The 14,337-nt window shown below is 67.2% G+C and carries 11 protein-coding genes and 1 pseudogene; 6 read left to right on the forward strand and 6 right to left on the reverse strand.

What is annotated here, in order from left to right; translation table 11 throughout:
* Nucleotides 1–33: 33 nt before the first annotated feature.
* The 4 genes from V9G04_03100 to V9G04_03115 form a co-directional block, all read right to left on the reverse strand.
* Entirely contained in the window at nt 34–750 is a 717-nt protein-coding gene (locus V9G04_03100; protein MEI2712292.1) for a hypothetical protein, read from the reverse strand.
* On the reverse strand, nt 747–1,109 hold the full coding sequence (locus V9G04_03105; GenBank protein MEI2712293.1) for a PadR family transcriptional regulator: 363 nt from the start codon (nt 1,107–1,109) through the stop codon (nt 747–749). Before V9G04_03105 ends, V9G04_03100 begins: the two co-directional genes overlap by 4 nt.
* A 183-nt stretch (nt 1,110–1,292) precedes the next feature.
* Nucleotides 1,293–2,444, reverse strand: coding sequence for a hypothetical protein (locus tag V9G04_03110; protein MEI2712294.1), 1,152 nt, complete (start codon nt 2,442–2,444; stop codon nt 1,293–1,295).
* Nucleotides 2,437–2,829 (reverse strand): sigma-70 family RNA polymerase sigma factor, encoded by a 393-nt coding sequence (locus tag V9G04_03115; GenBank protein MEI2712295.1) that lies wholly within the window; start codon nt 2,827–2,829, stop codon nt 2,437–2,439. Before V9G04_03115 ends, V9G04_03110 begins: the two co-directional genes overlap by 8 nt.
* Before the next feature lie 223 nt (nt 2,830–3,052).
* On the opposite strand from V9G04_03115, the gene V9G04_03120 reads away from it, so the two are divergent.
* Together V9G04_03120 and guaB are read left to right on the forward strand one after the other, a co-directional pair.
* Complete coding sequence (locus V9G04_03120; protein MEI2712296.1) at nt 3,053–4,324, forward strand: multidrug effflux MFS transporter; 1,272 nt, start codon at nt 3,053–3,055, stop codon at nt 4,322–4,324.
* 87 nt (nt 4,325–4,411) lie between these two features.
* The gene (guaB, locus tag V9G04_03125; protein MEI2712297.1) at nt 4,412–5,914 is read left to right on the forward strand and encodes an IMP dehydrogenase; all 1,503 of its coding nucleotides are present in this window, start codon (nt 4,412–4,414) and stop codon (nt 5,912–5,914) included.
* Here the strand turns inward: guaB and V9G04_03130 are convergent.
* On the reverse strand, nt 5,899–7,272 hold the full coding sequence (locus tag V9G04_03130; GenBank protein MEI2712298.1) for a CHAP domain-containing protein: 1,374 nt from the start codon (nt 7,270–7,272) through the stop codon (nt 5,899–5,901). The two genes, guaB and V9G04_03130, sit on opposite strands and share 16 nt — an antisense overlap.
* A 78-nt stretch (nt 7,273–7,350) precedes the next feature.
* Here V9G04_03130 and V9G04_03135 point away from each other — a divergent pair.
* Nucleotides 7,351–8,488: pseudogene (locus V9G04_03135) on the forward strand (GuaB3 family IMP dehydrogenase-related protein).
* Nucleotides 8,489–8,651: 163 nt separating this feature from the next.
* Here V9G04_03135 and V9G04_03140 read toward each other — a convergent pair.
* Nucleotides 8,652–9,083, reverse strand: a complete 432-nt coding sequence (locus V9G04_03140; protein ID MEI2712299.1) for an NUDIX domain-containing protein — start codon at nt 9,081–9,083, stop codon at nt 8,652–8,654.
* Nucleotides 9,084–9,178: 95 nt separating this feature from the next.
* Between V9G04_03140 and V9G04_03145 the strand changes: the two genes are divergently transcribed.
* Genes V9G04_03145 through V9G04_03155 form a run of 3 tightly spaced genes read left to right on the forward strand, consistent with a single transcriptional unit; the run spans nt 9,179 to nt 14,267 of the window.
* Nucleotides 9,179–10,897, forward strand: a complete 1,719-nt coding sequence (locus tag V9G04_03145; GenBank protein MEI2712300.1) for a glycerol-3-phosphate dehydrogenase/oxidase — start codon at nt 9,179–9,181, stop codon at nt 10,895–10,897.
* Nucleotides 10,898–10,950: 53 nt separating this feature from the next.
* The gene (locus tag V9G04_03150; GenBank protein MEI2712301.1) at nt 10,951–12,567 is read left to right on the forward strand and encodes a succinic semialdehyde dehydrogenase; all 1,617 of its coding nucleotides are present in this window, start codon (nt 10,951–10,953) and stop codon (nt 12,565–12,567) included.
* Nucleotides 12,564–14,267, forward strand: a complete 1,704-nt coding sequence (locus V9G04_03155) for a GMC family oxidoreductase (GenBank protein ID MEI2712302.1) — start codon at nt 12,564–12,566, stop codon at nt 14,265–14,267. The genes V9G04_03150 and V9G04_03155 overlap by 4 nt, the downstream gene beginning before the upstream one ends.
* Nucleotides 14,268–14,337: the final 70 nt, after the last annotated feature.

Raw genomic sequence — 14,337 nt, forward strand, 5'->3', positions numbered from 1 at the left:
GAACGAGGTGAGCGGCGATCCGGTTGCCTGAGCTCATCCGGTGGCATTGATCAGGGCGATGAGTCCCACGCCAAGCACGGTGAGTGCGGGGAGCAGCCGGGGAGTCACGCGCATCAGGAGGGCGGTCTGTCGAGCGTTCGGATCACCGTGCAGTGGGTCGGTCACCACGTCTGGATCGGCCTGACCTCGGGTGGCGACGACACACGCGGCTTCGAGAGCGACCGAGATCGCGACGGCCAGCCACCGGTTGATGTGGAAGAGCGGACTGTCGAAGGCGAGTTGCAGCGCAACGATGGCCCCCCAACCCAAACCCACCACGAGTGACGCCAGCCACATCCGCGTCAAGATCACCGCAGGTTTCCAGACCAGGATCGCGGTCAGCGCGACGATGCCGCAGCCCCCCAGGAACAAGCCTGCGCTAATGGGGGTGCCGGTCTGGCTGCTCCAATGGGACGTCGTGGCGAGAGCAAGCAACATCCCCGCAAGCCCAAGGAGAGTCGGCCAAGACGAGGCCAGGGTGTCTGCTGTCGAGTTCGCGGTTTCGGCGGCCGACAAGGGGTAGTGGGCGGCGTACGCCAGCGGCTGGCCGAACGCGTCCACGGCACTCTCACCACTGTCGGCGCAGTGCGCCTCGGCCTCGGCTAGGACCGAACCGATGGTGGCACCGGAGGCTCCGCGAGACCGCAGGCCGAGCGAGACCTGCTCACGCCACTTTGCCGGGAGATGGGGGTAGAGCTCGGTGGTGTTCATGAGGGGGTCCTTCCCTTGCTGGTGGCGGGGGTGTGGGTGACGAACTCGGCCACGTGGTTGGCGAACGCCGCCCACCGTGCGCCGTCGGCCTCGAGCGCGGAGAGCCCGAGGCTGGTGATCCGGTAGTACTTGCGGCCCGGGCCGCTCTCGCCCTGCTGCCAGTACGTCTCGACGTGCCCGGCCTCCTCGAAACGCCCCAGCAGGGGATAGAGGGTGCCGCCCTTGATGGTGCCGAAGCCGTGGTCGGCCAACGCGACGGAGATGGCATAGCCGTACGTCGGCCCGTCCGCGACGATCCGCATCACGGCCAGCCCCAGCACACCGCGAAGCCAGTCGCTCGGGATGGTGTCGATGTCCATAGGTAGATAGTGGCGCTATCTAGTCAGGCTGTCAATCTAGATCGCCACACTGAAATGCCAGGCCCACCGCCCCCAAGTCGGCAAGAACTGCGGCCGGCGTACGGATCCGAGCGACGTGACGCCCGCTCGCCGCCGCAGTTCTTCGCGTTGGTGGTGGACGATTCCGCTGCAACTAACTACCGGTCAGGGCTGGAGGGAGAGGGCGTACGGCGCCGCGCTGATCCCATCCGGGGTCTCGGCTCGCTCGATGTCGCAGGTCACGTCGTCGCCGGGGGTGGAGCCGGAGGGGACGGCGATGCGTACGAGCGCGTTCTGGCCCTCCTCGGAGGTGAAGGCCCCCAGCAGTGTGTTGCCGCTCTCCCACGTCAAAGGCCCTGCCCCGCTCATGTTGATCGACTCAAGGTCGGCCGCGTTGCACAGGGGCTTGCCCGAATTCGCGTCCAGGATGCGTGGAAGTCCGGTGTCGCCGTCATATCCCACGATCAAGGACCCATCCTGACTGAATGACCCGAGGCTCATCGCATCGCTCGTCCACTTCGTCGACCCATCTTGGAGATCCACGACCACGGCCTGCATGGACGAGTCGTCAAAGCCAGAGACCAGGCCCGTTGCCGGGCTGGCGGTGAAGGCGTGGGCGATGACGTCGACCTTGGTCGGTTTCGACACCATGTCGGTGACCCACACTCCATCCTGGGTGTAGACCAGCCGACCATCCGGCAACAGGCCGTTGATGGTTGCCGAGCCGTCCACCTTCTGAGTCCTCTCCCCATCGCCCATGCCCGATGCGATGCCGAAATGCAGCGTCGTTCCCTCGTGGGTCACCGTGGCCCAATAGGGCGAGTAGATGTCCGGCGTCACCACGGGCCTTCCGTTCGTGCGACGCGACCACAGTTCGGCGCCTTGCCCGTCGAAGAGTCGGAGCCGCCACTGCGCCGTGTTGGTTCCGTTCGACAAGACCATCCAGCCCCCGTGATAGCTCGTGAACGCCAGCGCGTTCTTGGCCGGGAAGTCACGCGTCGACCCGTCGGTGTCGACGAACGTCGAGCCGGAGACGTACGCGATCGTCGGCGCGTCCCCGACCGGCAGGCTGGCCAGGTCCCGTGTTGTCGGCGCCGAACTCTGCGTGGCCACTGGTGGAGTGATCGGGGAAGTTCCACCGCCGAGCGACAGCGGCAGGATCACCGCGGCGACGGCCAGAGCCCCCACCACGCCCGCGCCGACCCGGCGGCGACGGATCTGGCGGGCCCGGCCATAGACGCCGTCGAGATCAGCCGACCCGACCACATCCCCGCGCCGGGTCAAGGTGTCGCTCAACGTCTGCTCGATGTCATTCATCGTCGCTCCAGGGATTGTTCGAGGGGTGATCGGCGAGGGCACGCCGAAGGCCGGCGAGGCCCTTGCTGGCTTGGGACTTGACGGTTCCCGGGCTGATGCCTAGAGCGTCGGCGATCTCGGCCTCGGAGAGGTCCTCGTAATAGCGCAGCACCAGGACCGCCCGCTGCCGCGTGGGCAGGGTCTGCAGGAAGTCCCAGACCGCGCGGTCGGTCGCGCATTCGCCAGCTTCGCTGACCCGCTCGGGCAAGGAGTCCCAGGTGCGCTCACGTTTGAACCAGGCTCGGCGCCACAGTTGCCGCTGCTCGTTGAGCACGGCCTTGCGGGCGTACGCCTCCAACGCATCGCGCGAACGCACCCGATCCCACGCCAGCCACAGTTTCGCCAACGCCGACTGGCAGGCATCCTCGGCGTCAGCTTCGGGATCCGCACGTCAGCACCGCGAACCGCAGCAGTGCCGGATACCGGGCCGCGACCCATTCCTCGAAGTCCGCGCGCTTGGCGCCGTCGCGCGAAGCCATCGCACCTCCCACCTGGGGCGCGACCTGCGCCGATTCCAGTCTGCCTGTCATGCCCCCCAGATGCACCGAAGTGACGATCCGGTTGCCCTGATGGCAGTCTCTTTCTCGATGTCGACCCCGAGCCCCAGCGGACGCAGTGCGCTGATCCTGATTCCCGCGCTGCTGGCGTCGCTGTCGATGCTCGGCCCCTTCTCGATCGACACCCCGCTGCCGGCCTTCAAGGAGATGGCCGGGGCGCTGAGCGTCACCAGCGCCGAGATGCAGTACGTCATCTCGGCCTACATGCTCGCTTTCGCGCTGATGTCGCCCTTCCACGGCCCGATCTCGGATGCCCTGGGTCGCAAGCCGGTGATGATCACCGGTGTCGCGCTCTATGTGCTCGCGTCCCTGGGATGCGTACTCTCCACCAGCCTGGAGATGCTGCTCTTCTTCCGGGTCTGTCAGGGCTTGAGCGCGGGCGGTGGGGTGATCGTGTCGCGCACGGTGATCCGCGACCTCTACGACGGCGCCGACGCCCAACGCCTGATGAGCAGAGTGATGCTGATCTTCAGCGTGGCCCCCGCGATCGCACCGATCATCGGCGGCTGGCTGCTCACCGTCGGCGACTGGCGGGTGATCTTCGGGTTCATGGCGGCGTACGCGGCGATCGTCGCGCTGGTCATCACCGTGGCGCTGCCGGAGAGTCATCCGCCCGAGGCCCGGCTGCCGTTCGCCGTACGCCCGATCGTCGGCAGCCTGATCCACGTCAGCCGCAACGCCGCATTCCACCGCGTCTCCTGGGCCGGCGCCTTCACGTTCGCGGGCCAGTTCGTCTACGTCAGTGGCGCCTCGATCTTCCTGGTGGACCTGCTGGGCAAAGGCGAGCAGGACTTCTGGTTGCTCTTCGTGCCGATGATCGGCGGCCTGGTGCTCGGCTCGTGGTTCGCCGGCCGTACGGCTGGTCGCATCCCCGGCCGCAGCCTGGTCACCGCGTGTCTGTGCGTGAGCCTTGCGGGAGCGGTCATCGCGGTCATCCTCGGCGTCTTGCCGACCGCAGAGACCTGGCCGTCGGCCGTGGTCGGGCCGACGCTGATCGCGGTCGGCACCGGCGCGTCCTACCCGATCACCCAGTTGATCCTGCTCGACATGTTCCCCGCCGAGCGTGGTGCTGCGGTCTCGATGTTCACCTTCTTGACGCTGCTCACCAACGGGCTGATCGCGAGCCTGGTGATCCCGCATGTCACCGATTCGGTGCTGCATCTTGCGATCACCTCGCTGGTGATGGTCGTCCTCGGCTTCGCGGCGTGGTGTTGGCATTTGGCGACCAGCGTCGAGCCGGTGCCGATCACTCCAGATCTCGAGGCCCACGAGCCCGAGGTGTGATGAACGGGCCCTTGCGGTGCTTGCAGGTGCCACCAGGTGACACCTGCAAACATCACAGCGCGCAACAACTGCCTAGACTCCACTACCGTGGAGACGCCGGAGAAGTTCGCGAACCTTGGCCTGACCTACGACGACGTGCTGTTGCTGCCGGGCTATTCGGATCTGGCGCCTGACGAGATCGACACCAGCACTCGGTTGACCCGTGAGATCACGCTCAAGGTGCCGCTGATCAGCGCCGCGATGGACACGGTCACCGAGTCCCGGATGGCGATCGCGATGGCGCGCCAAGGCGGCATCGGCGTGCTGCACCGCAACCTCTCGACCGACGATCAGGCCTATCAGGTCGATCTGGTCAAGCGCACCCAGACCGGCATCATCACCAACCCGATCACCATCGGCCCCGACGCGACACTGGAGGAACTCGACCGGGTCTGCGGCGAATACCGCGTCTCCGGGCTGCCGGTCGTCGACGTCGACAACCGGCTGATCGGCATCATCACCAATCGCGACCTGCGCTTCACCCCGGTCGCGGAGTGGGCGACCACCAAGGTCGACGAGATGATGACGCCGATGCCGCTGATCACCGGCCCCGCCGGCATCTCGCGTGAGGACGCCACCACGTTGCTCCGCCAGCACAAGCGCGAGCGACTTCCGCTGATCGACGACGCGGGCCACCTGGCCGGCCTGATCACCGTCAAGGACTTCGTCAAGGGCGAGCAGTTCCCCAAGGCGTCGTACGACGGCCACGGCCGCCTCATGGTCGGTGCCGCCATCGGCTACTTCGGTGACGCCTGGGAGCGTGCCGGTCGGCTGATCGAGGCCGGTGTCGACGTGCTGGTCGCCGACACGGCACACGGGCACGTACGGATGCTGCTCGACATGGTCAAGCGCCTCAAGACCGATCCCGCGACCAAGCACGTGCAGGTCATCGGCGGCAACGTCGCGACCAAGGATGGTGCCCAGGCGTTCGTCGACGCGGGCGCAGACGCGGTCAAGGTCGGCGTCGGTCCCGGCTCGATCTGTACGACCCGCATCGTCACGGGTGTCGGCGTACCCCAGATCAGCGCCGTCTATGAAGCCAGCCTCGCGGCCAAGGCGGCTGGCGTCCCCGTCATCGCCGACGGCGGCATGCGCCACTCCGGCGAGATTGCCAAGGCGATCGTCGCGGGTGCCGATGCGGTGATGGTCGGGTCGATGCTGGCGGGGTGCGAGGAGAGCCCTGGTGAGGTCATCTTCGTCAACGGCAAGCAGTTCAAGTCCTACCGCGGCATGGGCTCACTGGGTGCGATGAGCAGCCGAGGCAAGAAGTCCTATTCCAAGGACCGCTACTTCCAGGCCGAGGTGACCAGCGACGACCAGATCGTGCCCGAGGGCATCGAGGGGCAGGTCGCCTACCGCGGTGCGCTGAGCCAGGTCGTGCACCAACTCGTCGGTGGGCTGAACCAGTCGATGTTCTATGTCGGTGCGCGCACGATCCCCGAGTTGCAGACGAACGGCAGGTTCGTCCGGATCACCAGTGCGTCGCTGAGCGAGAGCCACCCGCACGGGGTGCAGATGACGGTCGAGGCGCCGAACTATTCGGGGCGCTGAGTCAGCTTGCGTACGCGCTTCGGCGTGACCTGCTTGGCCTTGCTCCACGCGCCGACACCGTTGGTGGTGTGACGAGCGGTCACCTTGCCCAGCGCGGTGGTGGCGATCAGCCAGGTGCGCCCCTTCGCGTCCCCGGTCAGGCGCGGACTCGTGAACGGCTCCCACGACTCCAGGTCGGCGAAGGCCATCTGGGTGAACGTCTCGCCGGAGAAGCCCGTGGTGGCCCACATCAGTGAGCCGGTGCGGGTCACCGCGGCGACCCACGTACGCCCGGCCAGGTCGGTGTGCACGGCCGGTGAGGCGTACGCGGAATAGGTGCCCGCATCGCCAAGGCGCTCGGCCTTGCTCCAGGTGCGGCCACTCGAGTGAAACTCGGTCAGGTCACCTTCGGCGGTGACGGCGATGACGCGTACCCAGTCGTTGCCCGTAGTGACGATGCTGGGGGAGGCGCCGGTGGCGAAGTCCTCACCCAGGGTCCGGGGGCTGCTCCACGTGCCGTCCGAGGCATCGGTGTACGCCACCTGGAGGCGTCCGTCACGTGCGACGGCTGCGACCCGGACGCGATCCTCCGCGTCGACGGTGATCGCCGGCGCGGCCTTCGGTGACCAGGCATCCGTCTTGCCCAGACGGGTACGCCCGTGCGGCCCCTTGACTGCCAGTCGGCCGTCCTCGTCGACCTTCGCGGTCCACTTCTCTCCGGACTGATCGAGTGCGGTCACCTTGCCGGTGTTGTTGGTCGCTTCCGGTCCGGGTGCGAGATCGGCGAGGTGGAGGTATTCGAACTCTGACGCCGGCACCCGCTGGATCGAGTAGCCACCCGCGACGACGGAGTTGTATTCCTCGATCGTGATCGTGCCGTCGCCATGGACCTCCTTGACCCACGCGACGTGGCCCACGGCGCCTCGATCACTCTGTGCCACCGCACCGACGGCCGGGATGTCGTCCACGCGATAGCCGAGCACCCTCGCGGTCTCGTCCCAGTGATTGGCGTTGCCCCAGCGCCAGCCTCGGCTGGTGTTGGTGAAGTCGTAGAGCCCGTTGGTCGTACGCAGCCGCCACGCGACGAACGACGTGCAGTTGCGCAGCGCGAAACCCCACGGGTCGCCGTACGAACCGTTGACGTACCACAGCCGCTTCTCGCAACCGAGTTTGAGTGGCAGCGGTTCCTGGCCCGGCGCGAGGGGGACCTGGGCGTTGAGGTCGACGACCTTGCACTCGCCGGTCCATTTGTAGGGATAGTCGTCGCCGTCGGCGTGTGCTGCCGGAGCGATTCCGAACCCCAGGGCGGTGAGGCCGCCGACGACCACGAGACGTACGCCGCTGAGCGCGCGCGAGCGCGACGTCGTGAAGACCCCCATGTCTTCTCCCTCAAGAATCGGTGGTGCGCTGACTATCTGGCCGGTCGTACCCACAAGTCGACCGACCCATCAGATCCTATGAGACGGACGGCTAGCCTGAGCACCGTGACCGAGTTCGAGATCGGCCGCGCCAAGCGCGCCCGCCGTGCCTTCTCCTTCGACGACATCGCGATCGTGCCCTCGCGGCGCACCCGCGACCCCGAAGAGGTGAGCACCGCCTGGCAGATCGATGCCTATCGCTTCGACATCCCGATCATGGCGGCGCCGATGGATTCGGTGATGAGCCCCGAGACCGCGATCGCGCTGGGACGTTTCGGCGGTCTCGGCGTGCTCAACCTGGAGGGTCTGTGGACTCGTTATGAGGACCCGACCTCGCTGCTCGACGAGGTCGCCGGCCTCGAAGGCACCGCGGCGACGGCGCGGATGCAGGAGATCTACACCGAGTCGATCAAGCCCGAACTGATCACCGAACGGCTGCGTCAGATGCGTGACGCGGGGGTGACCGTGGCCGGGTCCCTGTCGCCGCAGCGCACCAAGGAGTACGCCAAGACGGTGGTGGACGCGGGCGTCGACATGTTCGTGATCCGCGGCACGACGGTCTCCGCCGAGCACGTCTCCTCGCAGGCTGAGCCGCTCAACCTCAAAGAGTTCATCTACGAACTCGACGTCCCCGTGATCGTCGGTGGCTGTGCGACCTATCAGGCCGCACTGCACCTGATGCGTACGGGCGCGGCAGGCGTGCTCGTCGGCTTCGGCGGCGGCGCGGCACACACCACGCGTACGGTCCTGGGCATCGCGGTGCCGATGGCGTCCGCGGTCGCCGACGTGGCTGCGGCTCGGCGCGACTACCTCGACGAGTCGGGGGGTCGCTATGTGCACGTGATCGCGGACGGTTCGATCGGTCGCTCCGGTGACATCGCCAAGGCGGTCGCCTGCGGTGCCGACGCCGTGATGGTCGGCTCGCCCTTCGCGCGCGCCACCGACGCGCCGGGGCGTGGCTTCCACTGGGGAAGCGAGGCGACGCACCCGGAGTTGCCGCGTGGTCGAGCGGGTGAAGTTCGAGCAGATCGGCACGCTGGAGCAGATTCTCTTCGGCCCCTCGCATATGGCCGACGGCACGATGAACCTGGTTGGTGCGTTGCGGCGCGCGATGGCCACGACCGGCTATACCGAGGTCAAGGAGTTCCAGCGCATCGAGGTCGTGGTCGAGCACTGAGTCGTTGAACTCTGAGTAGCCGAACGGATGGTTCGCGCCGGAGCGTGACCATCGCGCGACTTCGTCACCTGGCAGAACTCCGGCGCCAAGGGGGACCGCCGCCGATGCCTGCTGTGGCGTCGGAGACGGCCACCTCGGATTGCTCCGGAAGAAATCCGTCCTGTCAGGAAGAACGCAGCCAGTCGCCCAGCAGCGCCACGGTGTCGGGCATGAAGGACCGCGACGGATCGTCGAGCGCCTCGATCAATTGCTCGCGCGACCACCAACCACCCCAGGCAACCTCCTCGGGTTGCCACGTGATCTGGCCGTCCCACTCGCACACGTAGAGGAAGCCCCAATAGCGGGTGTGCTCGTCGGCGAAGAAGCCGCGTCCTAGCGAGGTCAGCTCGACACCGCGTACGCCCAACTCCTCGTGGAGTTCGCGCAAGGCTGCCTCGTCCGGATCCTCGCCAACCGCGAGCACACCACCAGCCGCGAAGTCGTACCGTCCCGGATAGACGTCCTTGGTGTCGGTGCGCCGGTGCACATAGATCTGGCCCGACGAGTTGCGTACGACCACACCCGTCGCGCCGTGGATCAGATTGTCGGCGCGCATCACTGAACGTGGGGCCGTCCCGGCTGGCTCGCCCGCCTCGTCAAAGAGCTGACCTGCTCCTCCATGACTCCATTGTGCCCAGGCAGAATGGAGTCATGATCCTCGCCAAGGCCCTCAGTGCAGACCAGCGTGCCGATGCCCTGGAGAGGATGGGCACTGACGAACTCGACGTGCTGGTCGTCGGCGGCGGCATCGTCGGCGTCGGCGCCGCCCTGGACGCGGTCACCCGGGGCTTGAGTGTCGGCCTGGTCGAGCAGCGAGACTTGGCCAGTGGTACGTCGAGCCGCAGCTCCAAGTTGGTGCATGGTGGTCTGCGCTATCTGGAGATGTTCGACTTCGCGCTGGTCAAGGAGGCGCTGGAGGAGCGCGGGCTGCTGCTGACCCGGCTGGCGCCGCACCTCGTACGCCCGCAGCCTTTCCTGTTCCCGCTGGAGAAGGCGATCGAGCGGCCGTACGTCGGCGCGGGCATCGCGCTCTATGACGCGCTGGCGATGCTGGGCAACTACGACAAAGGGGTGCCGCGGGGGCGGCACATCTTCAAGAAGAAGCTCGCCCGGATGGCACCGGATCTCAACCTGGACGGCCTGCACGGCGCGATCCGCTATTACGACGCCCAGGTCGACGACGCACGCCTGGTGATGTCGGTGGCGCGTACGGCCGCCTCCTACGGCGCGCACGTCGCGACGCGCACCAAGGTCACCGGATTCCTGCGCAGCGTGGACGGCACTCGGGTCGTCGGCGTCACCGCCCGCGACCTGGAGAACGACCGCGAGGTCGAGATCCGCGCCAAGTCGGTGATCAATGCCGCCGGCGTGTGGACCGACCAGATCCAGGACCTGCTCGGCCCCGACCAGGCGCTCGACGTCGACGCGTCCAAGGGCATCCATCTGGTCGTGCCCAAGGACCGCATCCGCTGTGAGGCGGGCATCATCACCAAGACCGAGAAGTCCGTGCTCTTCGTGATTCCGTGGCGCAACTTCTGGATCATCGGCACCACCGACACGCCGTGGGACCTCGACCTGGCACACCCGGCCGCGTCCAAGGCCGACATCGACTACCTGCTCGAACACGTCAACAAGATCCTGAAGGACCCGCTGGACCACGAAGACGTGATCGGCGTGTACGCCGGCCTGCGCCCGCTGCTCAAACCGACCCGCAAGAAGCCGGGCGAGGGCGCGACGACGAAGTTGTCGCGCGAGCACACCACGATCAGCCCGATCCCGGGCCTGGTGCTGATCGCGGGCGGCAAGCTCACCACCTACCGCGTGATGGGCAAGGACGCGGTCGACCTGGCGGTGCGCGAGTTCCCCGAAGCGCGTGGCTCGATCACCGACCGGGTCCCGCTCGTGGGTGCGTCGGGCTTCGAAACGCGTACGAACCAGCGCGTCGCACTGAGTCGGGCTTCGGGGCTGGAGATCGGCCTGATCGACCACCTGCTGAGTCGCTATGGCGGGCTCGTCGACGAGGTGTTGGCGCTGATCTCGCAGCGTCCCGAACTCGGCGTTGCTCTTGGGGGCGCCGAGGACTACTTGGCGGCCGAGATCGTCTACGCCGTCACCAACGAGGGGGCTCGTCACCTCGACGACGTGCTGGCGCGGCGCACCCGCATCTCCATCGAGACCTTCGATCGTGGCGTCAAGGCAGCCGCGCCCGCAGCCGTGCTGATGGCCGGTGAACTCGGCTGGTCCGACGCCCAGCGCGACGACGAGGTCGATCATTATCTGCGTCGCGTCGAGGCCGAGCGGCAGTCGCAATTGATGCCGACCGATCAGGAAGCCGACGAGGCACGAGTCAGCGCTCCGGAGATCGTCTGAAAAGTTCTCCTGATCGTCACTACTGGTCGGTAACGCGGACTACTGTCGGAAATATGTCCCAGTCCTCCCTGCCTGAGTCGCCTCTCACCGACGGCCCGCACGACCCCGAGATCGATCCGCGGGGGGCCTACGTCTTCGATCCGCGCGAGGCGCGCAAGCTCACCGATCGGATCGTGGCTACCGGCAAGGGCACCCACGCGGTCTTCAGCCCCCTCAACGGCCAGCCGCTGGCACACGTACCGCAGTCGACGACCGACGACGTACGCGAGGCGTTTCGGCGCGCGCGAGTCGCGCAGCGCGCGTGGGCGCGGACGTCCCTGGAGACGCGGTCGGCCGCGTTGCTGCGGCTGCACGATCTGGTGCTCGAGCGGCAGAACGAGATCCTCGACCTGATCTGCTGGGAGTCGGGCAAGGCGCGCAAGCACGCTTTCGACGAGCCGCTGCACGTGGCGCTCACGGCGCGCTACTACGCCCGCACCGCGCACCGGCACCTCGGGACCCAACGCCGCCTCGGCGTGATCCCGGCGCTGACTCGCGTCGACGTCAACCACGTGCCGAAGGGTGTCGTCGGCATCATCAGCCCGTGGAACTACCCGTTCACGATGGCGCTCGGTGACGGCCTGGCCGCCCTGCTCGCGGGCAACGCGGTGGTCGCGAAGCCGGACAGCCAGACCATGCTGACCGCGTTGTACGGCGCCCGCCTGCTGGAGGAGGCCGGCTTCCCGCGCGACCTGTGGCAGATCGTGGCAGGCCCCGGCCCGGACCTCGGTCCGACGATCGTCGAACTCAGCGACTACGTGTGCTTCACCGGCTCGACCCGCACCGGCAAGGTGATCGCGGCGCAATGTGCCGAGCGGCTGATCGGCTGTTCGCTGGAACTCGGTGGCAAGAACCCCCTGCTGGTGTTGCGCGACGCCGACATCGAGCGGGCGGCCGAGGGTGCCGTACGCGCGTCCTTCTCCAATGCCGGTCAGTTGTGCGTCTCGATGGAACGGATCTTCGTCGCCGACCAGGTGTACGACCGGTTCGTCGACCGGTTCGTTGCGCGTACGCAGGCGATGTCCTTGGGCGCGAGCATCGACTGGGGAGTCGACATGGGCTCGCTGATCAGCCAGGACCAACTCGACACGGTGAGCGCGCACGTGGCGGACGCCCGCGCCATGGGCGCTCGCGTTCTCGCCGGCGGCAAGGCCCGCCCCGATCTCGGGCCGTACATGTACGAACCCACGATCCTCGAGGGCGTCAGCCCGGAGATGACCTGCTTCGCCCAGGAGACCTTCGGACCGGTGGTGAGCCTGTATCGCTTCCGTGACGAGTCGGAGGCCGTCGAGCGCGCGAACGACGGGGCGTACGGCCTGAACGCGGCCATCTACTCCCAAGACGGCGCTCGTGCCCGAAGTCTGGCCAAGCAGATCAAGTGCGGCACCGTGAACATCAACGAAGCGTTCGCCGCCACGTTCGCCTCGATCGACGCGCCGATGGGTGGCATGCGCGAGTCGGGTCTGGGCCGGCGGCAAGGCCCCGAGGGTGTGTTGCGCTATACCGAGACCCAGGCCGTGGCCACGCAGCGATTGCTGCGGTTCGCGCCGGTGCTGGGGATGTCGGATGAGATGTACGGCCGGGTGATGACGGCGAATCTGAAGCTCCTGAAGAGATTGGGTCGAGCATGAGCACGCACTATGACGTCGTGGTGATCGGATCGGGCTTCGGCGGCTCGGTGGCGGCGCTGCGACTGACCGAGAAGGGTTACCGCGTCGCGGTGTTGGAGGCAGGTGACCGCTTCGACGAGGGCTCGTACCCCGCCACTTCCTTCGACACCAAGCGCTACCTGTTCGCACCCGCTCTGGGGTGCTACGGCATCCAGCGCATCGACATGATCAAGGACTGCATGATCGTGGCCGGGGCTGGTGTCGGCGGTGGCTCCCTGGTCTATGCCAACACGCTCTATGAGCCGCTGGAGCAGTTCTACGACGACCCGTCGTGGGCGCACATCACCGACTGGCGCGCCGAGTTGGCGCCCTACTACGACCAGGCCAAGCGGATGCTCGGTGTGGTCACCTATCCCGGTTTCACCCCGTCCGACCAGGTGATGAAGGACGTCGCCGACGAGATGGGGGTGGGCGAGACCTTCCACCCGACCCCGGTGGGGGTTTTCTTCGGTGGCCCGGAGCAGGCGCCCGGCACTGCGGTCGCCGACCCGTTCTTCGGCGGGAAGGGGCCCGAGCGCAAGACCTGCACTGACTGCGGTGAGTGCATGACCGGGTGTCGCCACGGCGCCAAGAACACCCTGGTCAAGAACTACCTGCACCTGGCCGAGCAGGCTGGTGCGGTGGTCCACCCACTGACGACCGTGACCCGCGTACGTCCTCGCCTCGACGGTGGCTTCGTCATCGACACCAAGTGGACGAAAGCCAAACGTCGCGGCGCGACCAAGACCTTCACCGCCGATCAGGTGATCTTCGCGGCGGCTGCGCTGGGGACGCAGAAGCTGCTGCACCGGCTCAAGGCCGAAGGTGACCTGCCGCACCTGTCCGACCGCCTGGGCTACCTGGCCCGGACCAACTCCGAGGGCATCCTGGGGGTGGTCGCACCAGCGGACTCGGGCGTGGACTACAGCCAGGGTGTGGCGATCACGTCGTCATTCCACCCCGACGCGCACACCCACGTCGAGCCGGTGCGCTATGGCAAGGGCTCCAACTTCATGTCGGTGCTGCAGACGGTGCTGGCCGAAGGTGGCGGCGACGAGCCGCGGTGGCGCACCTGGCTGGGGGAGATGTGGCGCCAGAAGGGACAACTGCGTGACCTCTATGACATGAAGCACTGGTCTGAGCGCACCGTGATCGCGCTGGTCATGCAGTCCCACGACAACTCGATCACCACCTTCCCCAAGAAGACCCCGCTCGGCTGGATCATGTCGTCGCGCCAAGGGCACGGCAAACCCAACCCGACCTGGATCCCCCAGGCCGGGCAGGCCGTACGCCTGATCGCCAAGCTCATCGGTGGCGTGCCCACCAGCAGCATCAGCGAGCCGTTCAACCGCCCGTTGACGGCGCACTTCATCGGTGGTTGCACGATCGGCGACTCTCCCGAGACCGGTGTGGTCGACGCCTATCAGCGGGTGTACGGCTACCCGGGCATGCACATCACCGACGGCTCGGCGATCTCGGCGAACCTGGGCGTGAACCCGTCGCTGACCATCACCGCTCAGGCCGAGCGGGCGATGGCGATGTGGCCCAACAAGGGCGAGAAGGATGCGCGCCCCGAGCTCGGGTCGGCGTACGTCCCGGTGGCGGCCGTGGCGCCGCTGTCCCCGGTGGTACCCGACAGTGCCCCTGGCGCGCTCCGGCTGCCGATCGTGGGTGTTTCCTGACCGCGTAACCCCGTGCGATCCGCCTCGTTGGAGGAGTGATTCACCGGGGAGGTACGCCGACTCGGTGGGT

Origin of the sequence: Nocardioides sp. (assembly GCA_037045645.1) — a bacterium.
Classification (GTDB): Bacteria; Actinomycetota; Actinomycetes; order Propionibacteriales; family Nocardioidaceae; genus Nocardioides.